Consider the following 16577-nt stretch of genomic DNA (forward strand, 5'->3'; position numbering starts at 1 on the left):
GTGCCGGATTCTTCCCAGCAATCGCCGGTAGACCTGCTCGATCCGGCCTATTTGTCATCAATTTCCAACTACACCTTGATGGCGCGGGTCGCCGTTGAAGGTTACTTGTCGGGCCTACACCGTAGCCGCTTCCAAGGGTTCGGGAGCGAATTTGTGCAATACCGGGCATACACGCCCGGCGAAGATCCGCGCCTTGTTGACTGGAAGGCCTATGCCCGGAGAAACCGCCTCCAGACAAAGATCTTCCAGGAAGAAACCAACATGACCTGCAACATCGTCTTGGATGCCAGCGCCTCAATGGACTATCAAGGCTCGAGCGCCAGTTGCTCCAAATTTGATTATGCCCGCATGGTCGCGGCCGCCCTCGCTTACCTCGCCCTGCGACAAGGCGACCAGGTTGGCTTGACCATCTATAATTCGACGATAACGGAAGCCATTTCTCCAACCCAGCGCTCAAACCGGCTTGCCTCGATATTTCACGCGCTCTCCCGCACAAAGCCAGAGAAAAGCGCTAATCATGAACTGGCGATAGAATACGTGGGACATCATGTCCGCGGACGAGGCCTCTTCATCTTTCTCTCTGATATGCTGGATGAGGAGGATCACCTCCCGTCACTCCTCGCACGAATTCGTATCCGCCATTACGATACAGTCGCTCTTCAGGTCCTCGATCCTGATGAGTTGGATTTTCCAAAAGCTGAGGCGGCCCGTTTTGTCGACTTGGAATCCGGGCAGGAGTGCGTGACCTCGCCCAAGGCCGTTGCCGATTCCTACAATCGATCCATGCAGCAAAGCCAGGAACGCCTCACGAAGGCTTATATTGATTCGCGGGTCGAGCACACGGTCTTCTCGACAAAATCCTCCCTCGGGCGCGCTCTTTCCGCTTACCTGCACCGCCGTAATCCCTGATGCTCACTTTCGCCCAGCCCTTGCTTCTCATTGCCCTCGGTGGGCTGGTGATACCGGTTCTGATCCACCGGATCAGCCGCTCACGTCCAACCCCGTGGCGCTTCCCCTCCATTTCCAAAATCCGCCAGACTCCCCTGCCCCGGCATGGATCGCGCTCCCTCAGTGATCTGCTACTACTGCTGTTGAGGATCTTGTTGCTCGCCTTGCTCATCCTTGCCCTCGCGGGTCCGGTATGGCGCACACAGTCTCCAGACTCGGCCACTGCGGGCGCGGAAGACGGCAGCTCCGTGATTGTCGTGGACTTCTCCTCAAGCATGTCCGGTTGGGGCGCCATGGAGGAAATCCGGGAGATTCTCATAAAGCTGCGTACGGAATCACCAGACCAGATTGCCTGGATTGTCCACGCGGATGGAGTTATCGCAAGACAGCCAGCGGGGGATAAGCGTGACTCGATTGACTCCCTTCTTCGATTTCTGGAGGAGAATACTCCCCCCGCGGAAGCGGGAAATCCAGTTGCCGCCCTGCAAGAGGCTGTTGCCTTGTTTGGGAACACCGCACTGCGAAAACTGGTCCTGGTTTCAGATTTTCAGTCCACTGACTGGAGCAGCACGCTTCCCGCAATTCCCGATACCATCAATCTGGAGATACAACGCGTGGGAACCCGGATGCGGGAACAAAATGTATCCATCCATCAAGTACAAACTGTTCCGGGTGAAAAGGGGCGTATTCGCATCTTGGCGGAAGTCATGAACTTTTCCGGCGACGAGCTGGTGGCCATGGCAGAATTGGAGATTGACGGACAGAAGACCTCCCAGGAACTCAATCTCAAGGCGAATGCCCGCTCCCCGGTAGTTTTCGAGTTGCAACAACCCGAGGGTGCGGCTGATTCAGTGCTGACAATCCTCCTGGAGGACGATCCCTACCCTCGCGACAACACAGCCCGCTTCTCCGCTTCACCCCCGCCTCCCTTGAACGTTCTCGCCCTGAATTCTGAGGGCAACCTCTCAGGGCCAAGCGAGGAGATTTTCTTTATTGATCAGGCTCTCCAGATTGCTTCCGAAAATGAATGGATCCAATTCTCGGTCCTGCCAGCCGGGCCGAATTCAATCAACCCGGATACCTTGGCCCGGACAGCGGCAGTCATTGTTCCTTCTTCCACCACCGGGGACAAATCTGTCCCGTGGCGTGAACTCAAGCAATACGCCCAAGACGGTGGCTTGGTCCTGGTCACCCTAGGTGAGGATGCCGTTCGCTCAATCCAGACAATGAAAATGGGTGAAATCCCGGTACCCGACTATCTCGGACTCGCTGGACGGGATCGCTTCACCCGCCACTATATTGGTCCGCTAGCTGATTCATCGCCGCTTGCTGAGATTTTTGAGGGACCCGCCATGCGCGACTTGTTCCTCATGACAATTCGTCAATATACTCGACTGAAGGCGCCCGAGGATGGTCTTGCACTTTTGCAAAGTGAATCGGGAGATCCTCTCCTGCTGGATTTACCTGTCGGCAACGGCCATCTTGTTATCTCGGCATTTCCATGGGATCGCATGGCCAGCGACTTTCCCTTGCGCCCCTCTTTTCTTCCGGTGGTCCGTGAGGTCATGGGCATGTCTCTGGATTCCACCCGCGCTATTTCCCAATCAGGCTACCAAAGTGCCTTTCCAAAAAGTGAATCCGTGACGTCAATCATTCCCCGTGATGCCCTCGTAAACCGACTGCGCGGGGGGATCGTTTCAGGGGAATCAGGCGGCACTCCACTACAAAGCCAAGGAATGGAATCTCCGGGAATCCACCTGGCCCCATGGTTGCTCTTGGCCGGACTTGTCATCTGGCTACTCGAATCCCTGCTGGCGGCAAAGTTGATTGAAATCCCGCAAGGCGGAAGGAGGGAGGCATGAAAACCCATTTCACCCAACTGAACCAGTTTTGCGAAGCACTCAATCGACGCCACTTGCTCCTCGGAGCAGGGCTTTACCTTATCGACTGGGCCTGTGCATGGGGTTTGCTGGCGGTCTACGACAGATGGGTTTCTCCTTTCCAGGAACAGACCGCGGCCATCGTGTTGTTCATTCTCTGTCTGCTTTACATCGGCAGCCTATATCCGGTCTTCCGCTGGCACAGACGATCTTACCGGATCACCCAGAGTCGCTTGGCTCAGCGAATGGAGTCCACTTTCCCAGAGCTGAATGATCTCCTCGTGACGGCCACTCACCTTGAGGAAAAAGACCTGGCCAACCCAAATCCGCTTGAGGTGCATGTCATGGACTCGGCTGAAAAGCGCCTGGGAGAGCTTGGCTGGAAACCCGCGGTCACACGCTCCTTCGAACGGATTTCCTTCGTTTTCGGGATGCTGGCCATTGGGATTATCCTGCTCTTCGCCAGTTTCCAATCGGTGGTTCTTGAAAAGGCGTTGCACCATATCCGGGATGATTTCGGCAGGTCCCCATCCGGGCTTGTCATATCTTCAATCCCGGATGAAGTCGCCGCTCCGAATAATTTGGATGTCCAATTCAAGATTCATCGCTGGCAAAAGCAGGCATCCATCGAATGGATCGACTCCGCCGGGGAGAATCGTGAACCAGTTGTCGTGGACGAAAGCGGCGTGGGTCTCTTCACCTTCTATAACATGACGGAATCACTACAATTCCGGATTATCACCCCCTCCCTCCGTTCGACTTGGCATGATCTGGAAGTATATGCGCCCGCCCGGATCGAGAAGCTCCAAATCACCGTTTCCCCGCCAGCCTACACGCGTCTTGAGGAACAGGTGCTCGAAGGATTGAGCGATATCGAAGCACTGGAAAGGTCAGAGATTTCCATACAAGTCCTCTCCCCTGCTTCAGAGAAAATTGAGCTGCTCATGCAGGACCGTGTGCAGGAATTTGACGATAACGCGGAAGGCGCATTCACAACTGTATTCCATCCAACCTATTCAACTCCCTACAGTCTCAGCCTGCTGGATGAAAGGGGTCGCAAAAACATGACTGCCTCAAAGCAGTTGACGATCCTCACTGACAATCCTCCAACGGTCGAGATCCTCACCCCTGAAAGGGATTCCGTTCTCGCCCCGGGGGATATATTCCCGTTGGAAATCTTTGCCGCAGATGATTTTGGACTCTCCAAAGGCCGTGTCCATCTGGCCATTTCCGGAACCGACTTGCCGGCGCTGGAATTGCCACTCGATGAAGTGATCCAGCAGGATGCAACAGGCAATCCCCTGCCCTTGAAGGAAACCAATCTTCTCAGCCATATCGATCTTGGATCTTTACAGGCAAGTGATGGAGACCTGCTCGCAATATATATCGTGATGGAGGACAACCGGGAGCCAGAACCCAACCAGACACGCACCGACCTACTCTTTGTCGAGATTCGGGAACCAATCGAACCGGTTGAAATGGATGGCATGCCGATGGAGCAAAAGGCCATCGACTTTCGGGAGCTGATAGAAGAACAAAAACGCCTCCTGCGGGAAACCCATCGCGTCGATTCCGCCACGTCCACCACAGCCGAGAAGATGCGTCAGGAAATCCCCGCTGCCCTGGGAGCACTCGCTGTGGAAATCCAGCGGATCTATAATGAAGTCGAGCAGGCACTGGTCTCCTCGAACCGGATGGATTTGGCCGGATTGTTCATGCAGGCACTTGCCGAAAACGCGCAGGCCGTGGATTCCTTTGAAAATGGCCAAGCAGATAAATCTGTGACCCCGCAATCCTCCAGCTTGAGCGCCTTGTTAAAACTAGAGAATGCCTTTCGCCAGAACACCAAATCCAAACAGCCCGCAAAGGGCAGCTCGGGCGAGGGCGAATCCGGTGAACAATCGGAGGAGATGGAGAAGGAACCCCCCAAGGGCAAGTCGGTTACAGAAGCGTTGAAGGAAGCCAAGGAACAGCTTGATGAACTCCTTCGAAAACAAAATGCCCTGGTCTCGGAATTTGACCGGGCGGCCCGTAGTGGATGGTCCGGCGAGCAGGCCAATGCCAGCTCGGCCAATCAGGAGAAGTTGGGCGAAGATACACGTTCGCTCAGGAATAAGCTGAATTCATTGGAGGGATCCGAAAATGCCGGCCAAGCCTTGGCGGAAGCCAGGCAGCACATGAAAGACGCCGCTGGTGATGCCGCGCAGGCCGATGCCGAAGGCGCGCTACGGTCAGGATTCCGTGCGCGGGAGGCCCTGCGGATCGCAGCCGGTGAGCTGGCGGGCATGATAGCGGAAGCGGCCACCCGTGAATTGGACTCAGCCGCCCAAGCCGCGGCTGAGCTGGCTGAACAGCAAGCCGCTGAAGCTGGTGCCAGCGAAAGTGCCGCAAAAGGAAATCCTTCCGAATCAGAAATGACTTCAATGGAATCATCTCAGCGAGATCTTCAGGCGCGCTTTGAACAGTTGCTGGAATCAATGGAGCAACGAGCACAAGAAGCCGCTGGTTCGAGTCCCCAATTGAGCCAAGCTCTCCGCGAAGCTGCCCGTAGTGCAGGACAGCGTGGGACCGCTGATGGGATGGAACGGGCAGCCAATGCATTGCTTTACGGCCAACCGGGAATGGCCGCTCCGATGCAGGCCACGGCAGCCGGCCAGATTTCCCAGCTTGCCGGCGACCTTCAGGCCGCACGCGAACAAATGGCAAGTGATCCAACACGTCGGGCACAGGCCCTCAACCGGGAGTTGCAAACCACCCTTGAGGAATTGCAAAGCCTCGCCCGCAAGTCCGATTCCGCCCCTCAGGAAAGGTTATCCGAAATCCAAAATGAATGGAGCACACGCTTCATGGAGCTGCAGCAGTTGTCCGGGCTTCCCCAGTTTGGCAGTTTGTCGGGACAAATCGCCGGTAGCGCGGAAGGGTCTTGGGATGGCCAACTCAGTTCGACCCGCAACACTCTTCAAGAGGGTGCGCGCCTGCTTCGTTCATTCCTTTTTGATGAGGCGAGCCAATCCGATCTGCAAATGAACCGGGAATCAGCGCCGCCACCTGACCAGTACCGGAAGATGGTTGAAGAGTATTTTCGCCGTCTGGCAAGGGAGCCCGAAAACTGATGAACCTGCCCCTGCTACCATTCAGTCAATGGATTGTTCTCCTTTTTGCCCTGTTGGGATTATGGGGGCTCTACCGGGTCATCCGTGCGGGTGCACCTGTCGTTATAAAACAAGTACATTGGACGATTATCGCCCTGCGCACGCTTGCCTTTGCCTGCTTGATCCTTGCCATTCTGGATCCGTTCTGGCGATCCCAGCGACCGGATCCAAACGCCTTCCGGTTGGCGGTGCTAGTCGATGTCTCCGCTTCAATGGAAACCCGGGATCTCCCGGATGGCCAAAGCCGGTTTGAATGGGTGGCGGATTGGTTGAATCCGGATTCTCCCAATCCCGCCTACAAGGCCCTTGCGGACCCGGAGACGCCTGTGGAGGTGAACCTGTTCAGTTCGAGGACTCAGCCTTGGGACGGCGCATCGTTGGCGGATCCTTTATCCGGCCAAACCGCAATCGGCGATGCCCTTGAATCCATAAACAAATCGGGATCGACAAGCTCCCGCCGCCCGCTTGGAGGAGTCTTGTTGATCAGCGATGGAGCCAGCCTAGGTGGCTCAAGTCCCGCACAAGTGTCCTTGCAATACAAGCGGGACGGTATTCCAGTCTCGGTGATCGGTGTCGGGCAACAGGTGGAATCCGGTGACCTCACGGTCGACTTTGCCCAACCTGAGTTGTCTTTCACCGAGGGCCAGCCGGCAGCGGTTGAGATCACGCTCTCCAATAGCTTTTCAAGCGATGAAACTGGACAGCTTGAATTATTCCGGGGACAGGCCTTGGTCGATCAGCGCTCTGTCACCGTGACCGCCGGCGAGAGCCTGACGGTTGGAATCGATGTCGATCCCGGAGGCGCTGGTGTTGAAACCTTCCGTGCTGTTTACAAGCCGGAACGGGAACGTGGAAACCCTGCTACCAACGTGAGTTACTCCATCGCTGAAGTGGAGCGGGAAGGGAAATTCCGTTTTCTCCTCATGAGTGCGCGGGCCGGTTGGGAATCGAGATTTCTGCGGCTCATGGCCATGGAATCAACCACTATTGAGATGGACAGCCTGATCCGAATTGATGAAGGGCGTTTTATTAAGTTGTCGCGCAATGAAGATGGATCAGGCAGTGATGAAAGGCTCGCGTCTGACCGCCAGACCCTGGATGCGCTCCCCGAAGCAGCTGATTTTTATTTTACCTATGACGCAATCATTGTCGATGCGGCCATGCTCCTTGAGGAGAGCAAGCGGCTCACGCCGGTGCTGACGGAATTCTCCGGCACGAAAGGAGGCGGCTTGCTGCTTTATCACAATGGCCCGCAAATCTATTCCTTCCAGCTTCCGGCCTCCTTGCGCGAAATATTCCCGGCAAGGGATTTTTCCCAAAGGCGACTTAACTCAGCCATTCCTCTCCAGTTGGAGGTCAATCCGCTCTTCACCGACCAGATTGGGGGAGCCTTGTTCAATGGACCGGAGCCGGAAATTCCAGCCGGAGCAGAGGTGGCCGTCCCCTCCACACTCAGTAGAGCGGCACAAGTGCACGCGTCTTCCGAGATGGAGGGCTATCCCTTGCTGGTGACCCAGGCGTACGGCGCTGGGCGCACAGCATGGCTGGCAGGTGACTTCCTCTGGCGCTGGCAGCTCGGGAGTGATCGCTCAAGCGAGCAATACAGCGCGTTCTGGCAAGCGACCCTCTCCTGGTTGGCGACTGGTGGCAAGGAACGCTTAGTCTCGCCGGTCAACGCACAGATTATCCCGGTTAAAGAGGAAACGTCACTGGATATCCGACTCCTTGGAGCTGACTTTACTCCGCGAATGGATGCAACCGTCACGGGGGTTATTACCGGACCAGACGGCACTATCTCGGAGCAGCGGTTGCTTCCCGACATCGAGGAGCCGGGCCGCTACACTCTCTCCTTGCCCCTTCAGAAGGCCGGTCAGTATCAGGTTGATTACGAGGCCCTTTTTCCCGACGGCGACCGCCTGATCCGATCCAGCTGGTTCGCGCTTTCCTCAAATAGCCCCGAATCCCGTGAAACCGCTTTTCAGGAGAAAACCCTTCGCGACATTGCCAGGGTTGCAGGAGGTGAATACCGGTCCTTCAAAAACTGGAAGGAGCTCCTCCCGCTTCCAGTCTCTGACCTGATTCCACAAGTCGAACAAAAGGTCCACTGGACCCGTTCACTGCCATTCCTCCTTGCCGCGATCACGCTTTTTCTCATCGAATGGTGGCTTCGTCGCCGTCATGGCCTGCGTTAATCCCCATGCAAAACGTCAACCCCATTTCCCATTTAAACAAAGTACATGCAAGGCCCCTGACGTGTCTCCTGCTTGGATTTATACTCGTTTTTCCGCTACAAATTTCTGGACAAAACACACAGGCCAACATCGAAGAGACGGTCAACAATGCCTTGATGGATCTGCGTTCGGGACTTCCTGAAAAGCGACGGGGCGGGATCATGTTGCTTGCAAAATATCCACAGCATCCCTCAGCCCTCCCTGCAATCGTTTCGGCCCTTGACGATCCCGAGGCTACGGTACGCCGGGCGGCCGCGGTTTCGCTTGGCGAGAATATACGGACCCTCAACCCCATGCACTCCAGCAGGCTCGTGGGTGCCCTCACTGATGAAGACCCTGAAGTCCGGCTGACCAGCGCGGGTTGGCTTCCGCAACTTGTCCTGAAGTCATCCACTTTTCCGACGATCAGGCCACCTCAAGGCTCCGCACAACCCGATCCCAAAATCCGGGAGTTCCTGGTCACCGGCGTATCTGCCGGTCTTCAGGATCCGGAGCCGCTTGTGCGACTGAAATCGGTTGAGGCATTGCAATACATTCGCTGGCCACTTCCGCATGAACTGATGGTCCCCTTGCTGGGAGATCCGGATCAGCGGGTCCGGCTCAAGGCGTATCAGACGCTCTATTCGAAACTGCCACACGGCACGTACATCACCATTGCGAGAAGCCTGTATCCCGATGAGAGCCCGGGGGTCCGGCTTGTTCTTGCAGAGGTCCTCTCGCGCCAGGCAATTCCCGGATCCGTTTCATTGCTCATGAAGTTGGCTGAAGACCCTGTAGCCAGTGTTCAACTACAGGCGACCGTGGGATTGTTCCAGGCAGATCCCGCATCCGGATTTCCCGACATCCTCAAGACTGCCCTGATGGACAAGAATCTTGAAGCGTCCGTTGTCTACCGGGTATTCAACGCAGTAAACCGGCTTTCTGAGGAGGATCGAAAAAGGCTAATCGCTCCGCTCCTTAAGTCCTCGTCAGCCACAGTGCGCGGGCAAGCCGTGCTCAGGTGGCTACAATGGAATCCCGACGGGGGTGGCCCTGATTTCATGGATTCCGTCCTGACAGATCCAGCTTCCGAGATCCGGCAAGTTGCCATCCGCTATTTCTCCAGCCGACCGGCCCAGCTGGATCGCGATACCCTCATGGCCCTTGCTGAAAACCCCTTTGAGGATGTTCGTCGCCAGGCGCTAACCCTTTCCGCCGCATCATCCCCGGAAGATCAAGCAGCCCTGGCCCTGCGCCTGCTGATGGATACCCTCCCGGATATCCGCATCCAGTCAATCAGCCGAATCATCCAGCTCCGCCCCAGCAACTGGTCCCGCATTCTCAAGGCATCCCTGCGTGACCCGTCCCCGGAAGTCCAGCGCACAACCGCAAAGGCCCTGCTTGACGAACTCGGGCCCGAGGGTCAGCAAATCGCAACTGAGTTTGTCCACGATTATCCCGATTCTGAAATCTCTTCCCTCATTCGCATGCGGCTCGGTATCCAGTAACTTTTTGTATGTCCCTACGCTTTCCAGTATACTTGTTTCTCATCGGATTAATCCTCTTCCCTGCCGCCTTGGGGGCACAGGAGGAAGCAACAACAGGCCAGTCCGGGTTGCGCATTGTGCAACTGGTCGGTGGTGAGCCTCTTCGCCGGAATCATCCAGCCGGGCTGCCCTCGCTCTTATTGGAAATCTCCCGCATCACGCGGTTCAATTTCTCTCCGGATCCCATCTTCATAAAATCCTTCGACGATCCTCGCTTGTTTGAATCAGGCATTGCCTATGTCAACTACGCCGACCGCCTTGACTGGACCCTGACCGACGGGGAAGTCACCGCCCTGCGTGCCTACCTGCAACGCGGCGGCTTTCTCTACATCGATGCCGGCATCAACAGTGCATTTCTTCGCGAGAATGCCGCCCTTGGACAGACCCATAGTTTTGCTGATTGGGAAGTAACACCTGTCTTGGCTGAGCAACTACAGCGGGTCTTCCCGGACAAAAATTTCGAAGCCCTGCCGCGCTCGCATCCGGTCTTCCAGGGATTCTATTCCGGCCTTCCCGATCCGACTCCCCTTCCTGAAGCAATTCGTGATTTCATCGTGAAGGAAAAGTGGCCACAGGGATCCTATTCCGCCATGGCCCTCAAGATGGACGGCGGGCGTATTGGCGTACTGGCGACCCCGATCATTGCCATGGGTTGGGGCCGGGACCGATTCGGTGAATGGTCTTCACCCATCTCCTTCCGGGTACGGGAAGCAGCCGAGGGAATGGATGAGCGCCTGCGCAGCGCCGCCTTTTCCGGGCCGCGCTATGAAACAACCCGGGAAGACGGCTCCATCGAGGTGATTTACACCCAACCACCCAATGTTCCGGCATGGGTCCAGGAACCCAATGGCCGCTGGCGGGTTTTCCGGTACTACCACGGTGAAGAGATTTCCGGGTATGCGCATACTTTCTACACGCGTCTTGGGGTGAATATCTTCGTCTACCTGATGACGGAGGGATAAATCCGGCCTATCGCGACTGAAGCCGGACCTTTTCAAGGCCAGCCTTGCGGCAGGTATCCATGACAAAGGTCACCTTGTGAAGGAGGCTGTTTTCATCGGCCATGATCAGGACAGGCGTTTCGGGGCTCAGGCGGCCAATCTCCTCAACGGCATCCACCAGCGTTTCCTGATCCACTTCCTTGCCGTTGACATAGAACTTTCCATCCACATCCACACCGACCTGCAGACTCTCGCTGGGCTCTTCCTTGCCGGCAGTCTCAATCTTCGGCAGGGTCAGGTTCAGCAAGGTCAGGTTGCGAAACTGCATCGAGACCAGAAAAAAGAAAATCAGGACGACCAGCACGTCGACCAGCGGAACAATATTGATCTCCGCTTTTCGCCGACGACGTTTTGGGATGACACTCATGGGCGGCGCGCGGACTTCTTCATCTCGGCGATGAGCCGCTCCACGCCGACTTCCAGTTGCGCCTCATATGTATCCACGCGACGATTCAGGAAGCTGTTGAAGGCAAGAGCCGGGATAGCAATTGAAAGCCCCAGGATAGTGGTCGTCAGGGCAAGGGACACGCCCTCCACAAATGAAGCTGGATCAGGAAGCCCGGTCTCCGGGGATATCTGGCTAAAGACAGTGACCAGGCCGGTCACCGTTCCCAGAAGCCCGAGAAGCGGCGCCGCACTGACGACAATTTCGAGAATGAACAGGCCACGCTCCATCCTTGTTACCTGCAAACGGGTAAACGCTTTCAATTGCTCCGAATCCAGCCGGCCCGAATGGAAGAACTTGACGATTCGGCCGGCGACGGATGATTCGTCTCCTTCACCCGGGATACTTCCCTGACTGAAGGCCACCTCGTAACTGTGGGGAATAATCCGGCTACGGCGAAGCGCGAAGAGACGCTCCAGGATGATCACTGTCGCCAGCAGGGAACACAAACCAAGCGGCCAGGCAAAGATCCCCGCGTTTTCAACCAGTTCACGCATCGAAAGCCTTATTTGCCCGCCATGTAAGGCAGATTTGCCGCAACGGCCTCAACTGACTCAGCGCCGTTAAGAAGATCCTGCAGCGGATCCCATTTGCCATTCACAAGGGCGTTGCGGGCGCCTTCGCGGATTTCACAGGAAATGCTCTTTCCACCAAAGCGGATCACCTTGTTCTCCACGTCGATGGTGATCTCAAGTGACGGATCGTCATTGACTGCAGATCGAAGTGTATCCAGATCATCGCTACTAGCGGTGACGCAAGGCACACCAAGCTGCGTGGAATTTCCGAAGAAGATCTCGGCAAAGCCTTCCGCAATGACCGCACGGAACCCTGCCCGGTATATTGCCTGGGGCGCGTGCTCGCGGCTGCTTCCACAACCGAAGTTGTTACCGCTGATAATAATCCCTGCACCCGCAAAGCGTTCCTCGTTGAGCGGATGCCCGCGCTCGGTGCCGTCCTCATTCATGCGGACGTCGTAGAAGAGGTACTCCCCCAGCCCGTCGAAAGTGACACACTTCATGAAGCGTGCCGGGATGATGCGGTCGGTATCGATGTCATCGCCCGGAACAGGAACTCCGCGGCCGGTGATTTGTGTGATTTTTTCCAATGCCATGATGCTATTGTTCTTTGGACGGCTTAAACGCCGGCAGGTTCAAGAATCCCGAAAACTTCCCGGGCGTCACTGACCTCACCCGTCACTGCAGCTGCGGCAACCATGAGTGGGCTCATCAAAATGGTCCGGCCAGTCACGCTGCCCTGGCGGCCCTTGAAATTCCGGTTGCTGGAGCTTGCACAGAGCTGGTCCCCGACAAGCTTGTCGGGATTCATCGCCAGGCACATCGAGCATCCGGCACCACGCCATTCAAAGCCCGCTTCCTTGAAAATCTTATCCAGTCCGAGTTCCATGGCAATCTTGGCCACTGCCTGGCTACCCGGAACACAGATTGCCTGTACATCCGGATGAACCGTGCGACCTTCGAGGTACTTGGCCACTTCCTTCAAGTCGCTGAGGCGACCGTTGGTACAGGAACCGAGAAAAGCCACATTGACCTTCACGCCCTTGATTGGCGTGCCTCCCTCGAACTTCATGTGCTCGAGAGCTTCCTCAATCCCAGCGCGCTCACTGGCCGTGTTACCCTCTTCGATACGCGGCACCGACTGGTCGATGAATACCGCCTGCCCAGGATTGATTCCCCAGGTCACGGTAGGAGCTATTTCCTCCGCCCGGATGTTAACCACATCATCATACTCGCAGTCCGCGTCAGATGCGAACGACTTCCATCGCTCAACGGCCGCGTCCCAGTCTCCCGCTTTGGGCGCATATGGGCGGCCCTTCAGATATTCGAAAGTGGTCTCGTCCGGATTTACATAACCCACGCGGGCTCCGCCCTCAATGGACATGTTGCAGACGGTCATCCGCTCCTCCATCGTGAAATTGTCAAAGACTTCACCGGCGTACTCATAGGCGTAGCCTGTCCCGCCGTTCACGCCGAGGGTACGGATGATGTGCAGGATCACGTCCTTGGCGTACACACCCGGAGAGAGCTGGCCGTCCACATTGATACGACGCACCTTGAGCTTGTTGAGCGCCATGGTCTGCGTCGCGAGGACATCCCGAACCTGACTTGTCCCGATGCCGAAGGCAATCGCCCCGAATGCGCCGTGCGTCGAGGTGTGGGAATCCCCGCAGGCGATTGTCGTGCCCGGTTGGGTGATCCCCTGCTCAGGCCCGACAATGTGCACAATCCCCTGCATCCCGGTGGTCGTGTCGAAAAAAGTGACGTCGTTGTCCGCACAATTCTTGCGCAGCTCCTCAATCATCGCTTGGGCCAGCGGGTCGCTGTAGGGCTCGTTTGTCTCATTGGTCGGCACAATGTGGTCGACGGTGGCGAATGTCCGCTCCGGGTATTTCACCGGAACGCCCTTTTCACGCAGCATCCCAAAGGCCTGCGGGCTCGTCACCTCATGGATGAGGTGCGTCCCGATCAGCAGCTGTGTCTGACCGTTTGGCAGGTCACGCACGGCGTGCGCGTCCCAGACTTTTTCAAATAGGCTCTTTCCCATAATTCTTCAGATTTAGATTTCGAGAGAAGCTGTCTCAAAAAGGACGCGATCGTCAATCCCACAAGGGAATTATCCGGCGATTTCCTCACTGCCTACCTTAATTTGGGCAAAAATCAGGCTTTGCAGGCAGTTTCTCAAAAACAGTCTCAAAACTCCTTTACCCGTTGTTCAGTTCATCAGCAGCCAGCAGCGCTCTTGAAAACATGTAACATAATTTCAACTTGCCCAATCATCCGAATGCCGCCACAGTTCAGTTTTGATCCAGCCAAGAGCGCTTCGAATCAAGCCAAACACGGAATCGACTTTGAAGAGGTGCAAGTACTCTGGTCGGGTCGTCTGACCAAGACCCAACTGTCCTACCCGCTTGAGCCGCGCTCAATGGTAGTCGGAAGGATTAATCAAAAATTCTGGAGTGCCATCATCACCCAACGCCATGAAGAAATCCGCATCATATCAGTCCGTCGCAGCCGCAAAAATGAAATCCGGACATGGAGACAGCATCACGAGTCTGGACGGGACCCGAACCATTAGCTGGGAAGAATTCGAGAAGCTCTTTGATGCGGGATCTGATGAGATTGACGCGTTTATTGATTGGAATAAGACAACCAGTCATGGTGGCCGACGTCCGGGAAGCGGGCGAAAACCGACCGGCCGGAAATCCTATCAGATCCGCATGAAACCCGAAATCCACAGGCGCTTAAAGCGTCAGGCAAAAAAGCGGGGAATGACAATCGCGGAGGTGTTGGAATCGCTCGTTCCCTAGATCTAAATTGGTGAGTAATTGCGTTTGCCAGTTGCCAAGTCGTTGACCAAGATCATGTAAAACTTCATGGAAGCGGATGTAGCGCAGTCGAGAGAAAAGGAGCCCGTGCTCCAGTTTTCGGTCTTTTCCGACAACAAGGTCGGGCGCCTGAATGACCTTATTCAGCGCTTTGGGCACAAGGGGATCCATATCATGGCTCTCTCGCAGCTCGATTCGACGGAGTGCACTATCATGCGCTTCATTCCGGATTATCCGGAGGAAGCCCGCCAAATGCTCAAGGAATGCAGTTATGCCTTTTCCGAGTGCCCCGTTCTCGCGGTGGAAATGAACTCGGAAGCCGACTTGAAGTTCATCACCTCGGCCCTCCTGGAGGCGGAGATCAACATTCATTACCTGTATCCCTTTATCACGCGGCCGAACGGCCGCTGTGGTCTGGCCATGAATGTGGAAGACTACGAATTCGCGGAATCCGTCCTCCACGCCCGGCAGGTGCGTTGCCTCAGCCGGGGTGATATCGCCCGCTGAGGTTTGCGGGCAAAAAAAAGGCGGCTCCCGTCCGGGAAACCGCCTTTATAAAAAGTCTTTAATTCGTGGTGCTCAGTCCTCGTCGCCGTCGTCACCGATGGCCTCGACCGGGCAACCCTCCAGCGCTTCCATACAGGCCTCGATATCCTCATCCGTGGTAGGCTGTTTGTGGACGAAGGAATATCCGCCGTCCTCGTTGCGCGTGAAGAAATCCGGAGCGGTTTCACGGCACAGGTCACAATCGATGCATTGCTCATCGACGTAAAACTTGCCGGCTACATTCTCCTCCCACTTGTCGTCTTTATCTGCCATAACAAGAAAACCTCTTTTAGGAATTGGCTCAACTGTCAAGGACATCGTGCAATCTTCCGTTCTCCTGCAGATCTTTCCATAAATTCTTGCTCCGCCGGATAATCGGATATCTTATCAAAACTCCCTGATGAGTATTTACAGCCGCAGTTACATGCGTGAGGAGCACACGCGATACGAGCCCAAGCCATGGGCCCTGAAGAGTATCCTGATCACGCTGTTCGTCGTCTTCATCCTGCAGAACATTCTCCGCCATTGGCTCGGCTCGACTTTCCTTGAGGAGAACTTTGCCCTGAACCTGTATCGCCTCCGGGAAGGCTGGATTCATACTTTTCTAACCTACGGCTTTCTTCACTCCACCGACGGAGCCCTTCCCTGGCACCTGCTTTTCAATGGCCTGATGCTTTACTGGTTTGGTCGCGAAGTCGAGGTGCGCTTTGGATCAGAGCGATTTCTTGAGTGTTTCATGCTCTGCATCCTCGCCGGCGGGATCATCTGGTCCGTCGTTCACTTCCTGACCGGAAACGCCATTATCGTGATTGGTGCTTCCTCGGGTGTATTTGGAATTCTCTACCTTTTCTGCCGTGCCCGCTGGCAGAGCTCGATGGAGCTGATGTTCCTGCCCCTCCGCTTCACCGGACAACAACTCTTCTGGGTTCTCTTCGGCTTCCAGGCCTTTTTTCTCCTCTTTGCCGAATTACCGGGAACCGGCGGTAATGCCACTGCCTATTCCGCCCATCTGGGAGGCATTCTTGGCGCCTTCATTTATGAGCGTAAATGCCTCCATCGTGGATCCTTGATCGCTTTCCTCCGGGACAAACTCACTCCGGCTGTGGGCAAGCCCCAATGGGAAAAGCGGGCCGCGGCCGTAAAGGAAAAGACCGGCAACAAGTTCACCGTGAACTTGCGGAACCGCGGCAGCATGAAGAAGGAAGTCGACCGGATCCTCGACAAGATCAATACCGATGGGTTCGGCTCGCTGACGGATGAGGAAAAGCGCATCCTCGACAAGGCCAAGGACCTCTTGTGAGGAACAGCTCCTAGTCGTGCTTCTTCAGGTAATTTGTAATGACCGGGTCACGACGAATTTCGCCTTTCCCGCAGGAGCAGTTCTTGCTGCACTTTCCACTGCTTCGGAGCGAGCAGACGAAACGACGTCCGAGGAAAAACAAGACCACAAGGACGATGCCGTAAATAACAAGGTGTTCGAATGAAACTGGCATGATCGTGATTGA

Annotated in this window: 16 protein-coding genes; 10 read left to right on the forward strand and 6 right to left on the reverse strand. The window is 55.8% G+C overall.

The annotated features are described in order from the left end of the window. The 6 genes from G0Q06_RS12210 to G0Q06_RS12235 are packed head-to-tail and all read left to right on the forward strand — an operon-like array spanning position 1 to position 10699. On the forward strand, positions 1-909 hold the full coding sequence (locus tag G0Q06_RS12210; RefSeq protein WP_163966456.1) for a DUF58 domain-containing protein: 909 nt from the start codon (positions 1-3) through the stop codon (positions 907-909). Beyond that, positions 909-2810 (forward strand): vWA domain-containing protein, encoded by a 1902-nt coding sequence (locus G0Q06_RS12215; protein WP_163966459.1) that lies wholly within the window; start codon positions 909-911, stop codon positions 2808-2810. Before G0Q06_RS12210 ends, G0Q06_RS12215 begins: the two co-directional genes overlap by 1 nt. After that, positions 2807-5941, forward strand: a complete 3135-nt coding sequence (locus tag G0Q06_RS12220; RefSeq protein ID WP_163966462.1) for a coiled-coil domain-containing protein — start codon at positions 2807-2809, stop codon at positions 5939-5941. Before G0Q06_RS12215 ends, G0Q06_RS12220 begins: the two co-directional genes overlap by 4 nt. Continuing rightward, positions 5941-8172, forward strand: a complete 2232-nt coding sequence (locus tag G0Q06_RS12225; RefSeq protein WP_163966465.1) for a vWA domain-containing protein — start codon at positions 5941-5943, stop codon at positions 8170-8172. The genes G0Q06_RS12220 and G0Q06_RS12225 overlap by 1 nt, the downstream gene beginning before the upstream one ends. Positions 8173-8177: 5 nt before the next feature. Then, positions 8178-9698, forward strand: a complete 1521-nt coding sequence (locus tag G0Q06_RS12230) for a HEAT repeat domain-containing protein (protein ID WP_163966467.1) — start codon at positions 8178-8180, stop codon at positions 9696-9698. An 8-nt stretch (positions 9699-9706) separates the two neighbouring features. Further along, complete coding sequence (locus G0Q06_RS12235; protein WP_163966470.1) at positions 9707-10699, forward strand: DUF4159 domain-containing protein; 993 nt, start codon at positions 9707-9709, stop codon at positions 10697-10699. Between the two features lie 7 nt (positions 10700-10706). Here G0Q06_RS12235 and G0Q06_RS12240 read toward each other — a convergent pair whose 3' ends face one another. The 4 genes from G0Q06_RS12240 to leuC are packed head-to-tail and all read right to left on the reverse strand — an operon-like array spanning position 10707 to position 13745. After that, positions 10707-11105 carry an ExbD/TolR family protein gene (locus G0Q06_RS12240; protein WP_163966472.1) on the reverse strand — a complete coding sequence of 133 codons (399 nt, stop codon included), beginning with the start codon at positions 11103-11105 and terminating at the stop codon, positions 10707-10709. Next, the gene (locus G0Q06_RS12245; protein ID WP_163966475.1) at positions 11102-11680 is read right to left on the reverse strand and encodes a MotA/TolQ/ExbB proton channel family protein; all 579 of its coding nucleotides are present in this window, start codon (positions 11678-11680) and stop codon (positions 11102-11104) included. Before G0Q06_RS12245 ends, G0Q06_RS12240 begins: the two co-directional genes overlap by 4 nt. Before the next feature lie 8 nt (positions 11681-11688). Beyond that, positions 11689-12294 carry a 3-isopropylmalate dehydratase small subunit gene (gene leuD, locus G0Q06_RS12250; protein WP_163966478.1) on the reverse strand — a complete coding sequence of 202 codons (606 nt, stop codon included), beginning with the start codon at positions 12292-12294 and terminating at the stop codon, positions 11689-11691. A gap of 23 nt (positions 12295-12317) precedes the next feature. Beyond that, complete coding sequence (gene leuC, locus G0Q06_RS12255; RefSeq protein WP_163966482.1) at positions 12318-13745, reverse strand: 3-isopropylmalate dehydratase large subunit; 1428 nt, start codon at positions 13743-13745, stop codon at positions 12318-12320. Positions 13746-13982: 237 nt separating this feature from the next. Between leuC and G0Q06_RS12260 the strand changes: the two genes are divergently transcribed. The 3 genes from G0Q06_RS12260 (at position 13983) to G0Q06_RS12270 (ending at position 15033) form a co-directional block, all read left to right on the forward strand. After that, positions 13983-14276 carry a BrnT family toxin gene (locus G0Q06_RS12260; protein ID WP_163966483.1) on the forward strand — a complete coding sequence of 98 codons (294 nt, stop codon included), beginning with the start codon at positions 13983-13985 and terminating at the stop codon, positions 14274-14276. Continuing rightward, entirely contained in the window at positions 14179-14508 is a 330-nt protein-coding gene (locus G0Q06_RS12265; RefSeq protein ID WP_238710899.1) for a hypothetical protein, read from the forward strand. Before G0Q06_RS12260 ends, G0Q06_RS12265 begins: the two co-directional genes overlap by 98 nt. Positions 14509-14574: 66 nt before the next feature. Next, the gene (locus G0Q06_RS12270; RefSeq protein ID WP_163966488.1) at positions 14575-15033 is read left to right on the forward strand and encodes an acetolactate synthase; all 459 of its coding nucleotides are present in this window, start codon (positions 14575-14577) and stop codon (positions 15031-15033) included. Between the two features lie 72 nt (positions 15034-15105). Here the strand turns inward: G0Q06_RS12270 and G0Q06_RS12275 are convergent, their stop codons facing one another. After that, positions 15106-15345 (reverse strand): ferredoxin, encoded by a 240-nt coding sequence (locus G0Q06_RS12275; RefSeq protein ID WP_163966491.1) that lies wholly within the window; start codon positions 15343-15345, stop codon positions 15106-15108. Positions 15346-15472: 127 nt separating this feature from the next. On the opposite strand from G0Q06_RS12275, the gene G0Q06_RS12280 reads away from it, so the two are divergent. Next, positions 15473-16372, forward strand: a complete 900-nt coding sequence (locus G0Q06_RS12280) for a rhomboid family intramembrane serine protease (protein WP_163966494.1) — start codon at positions 15473-15475, stop codon at positions 16370-16372. 10 nt (positions 16373-16382) lie between these two features. On the opposite strand, the gene G0Q06_RS12285 is transcribed toward G0Q06_RS12280, so the two are convergent. After that, positions 16383-16565 (reverse strand): hypothetical protein, encoded by a 183-nt coding sequence (locus G0Q06_RS12285; protein WP_163966497.1) that lies wholly within the window; start codon positions 16563-16565, stop codon positions 16383-16385. Positions 16566-16577: the final 12 nt, after the last annotated feature.

This window comes from Oceanipulchritudo coccoides, assembly GCF_010500615.1.
GTDB classification, from domain to species: domain Bacteria; phylum Verrucomicrobiota; class Verrucomicrobiia; order Opitutales; family Oceanipulchritudinaceae; genus Oceanipulchritudo; species Oceanipulchritudo coccoides.

Excerpts from the sequence above, each read along its gene's own strand:
- G0Q06_RS12225 (WP_163966465.1), top strand. The coding sequence starts at position 5,941 with ATGAACCTGCCCCTGCTACCATTCAGTCAATGGATTGTTCTCCTTTTT.
- G0Q06_RS12215 (WP_163966459.1), top strand. The coding sequence starts at position 909 with ATGCTCACTTTCGCCCAGCCCTTGCTTCTCATTGCCCTCGGTGGGCTG.
- G0Q06_RS12270 (WP_163966488.1), top strand. The coding sequence starts at position 14,575 with ATGGAAGCGGATGTAGCGCAGTCGAGAGAAAAGGAGCCCGTGCTCCAG.
- G0Q06_RS12275 (WP_163966491.1), bottom strand. The coding sequence starts at position 15,345 with ATGGCAGATAAAGACGACAAGTGGGAGGAGAATGTAGCCGGCAAGTTT.
- leuD (WP_163966478.1), bottom strand. The coding sequence starts at position 12,294 with ATGGCATTGGAAAAAATCACACAAATCACCGGCCGCGGAGTTCCTGTT.
- G0Q06_RS12280 (WP_163966494.1), top strand. The coding sequence starts at position 15,473 with ATGAGTATTTACAGCCGCAGTTACATGCGTGAGGAGCACACGCGATAC.
- G0Q06_RS12240 (WP_163966472.1), bottom strand. The coding sequence starts at position 11,105 with ATGAGTGTCATCCCAAAACGTCGTCGGCGAAAAGCGGAGATCAATATT.
- G0Q06_RS12220 (WP_163966462.1), top strand. The coding sequence starts at position 2,807 with ATGAAAACCCATTTCACCCAACTGAACCAGTTTTGCGAAGCACTCAAT.
- G0Q06_RS12260 (WP_163966483.1), top strand. The coding sequence starts at position 13,983 with ATGCCGCCACAGTTCAGTTTTGATCCAGCCAAGAGCGCTTCGAATCAA.
- G0Q06_RS12265 (WP_238710899.1), top strand. The coding sequence starts at position 14,179 with ATGAAGAAATCCGCATCATATCAGTCCGTCGCAGCCGCAAAAATGAAA.
- G0Q06_RS12235 (WP_163966470.1), top strand. The coding sequence starts at position 9,707 with ATGTCCCTACGCTTTCCAGTATACTTGTTTCTCATCGGATTAATCCTC.
- leuC (WP_163966482.1), bottom strand. The coding sequence starts at position 13,745 with ATGGGAAAGAGCCTATTTGAAAAAGTCTGGGACGCGCACGCCGTGCGT.
- G0Q06_RS12245 (WP_163966475.1), bottom strand. The coding sequence starts at position 11,680 with ATGCGTGAACTGGTTGAAAACGCGGGGATCTTTGCCTGGCCGCTTGGT.
- G0Q06_RS12230 (WP_163966467.1), top strand. The coding sequence starts at position 8,178 with ATGCAAAACGTCAACCCCATTTCCCATTTAAACAAAGTACATGCAAGG.
- G0Q06_RS12285 (WP_163966497.1), bottom strand. The coding sequence starts at position 16,565 with ATGCCAGTTTCATTCGAACACCTTGTTATTTACGGCATCGTCCTTGTG.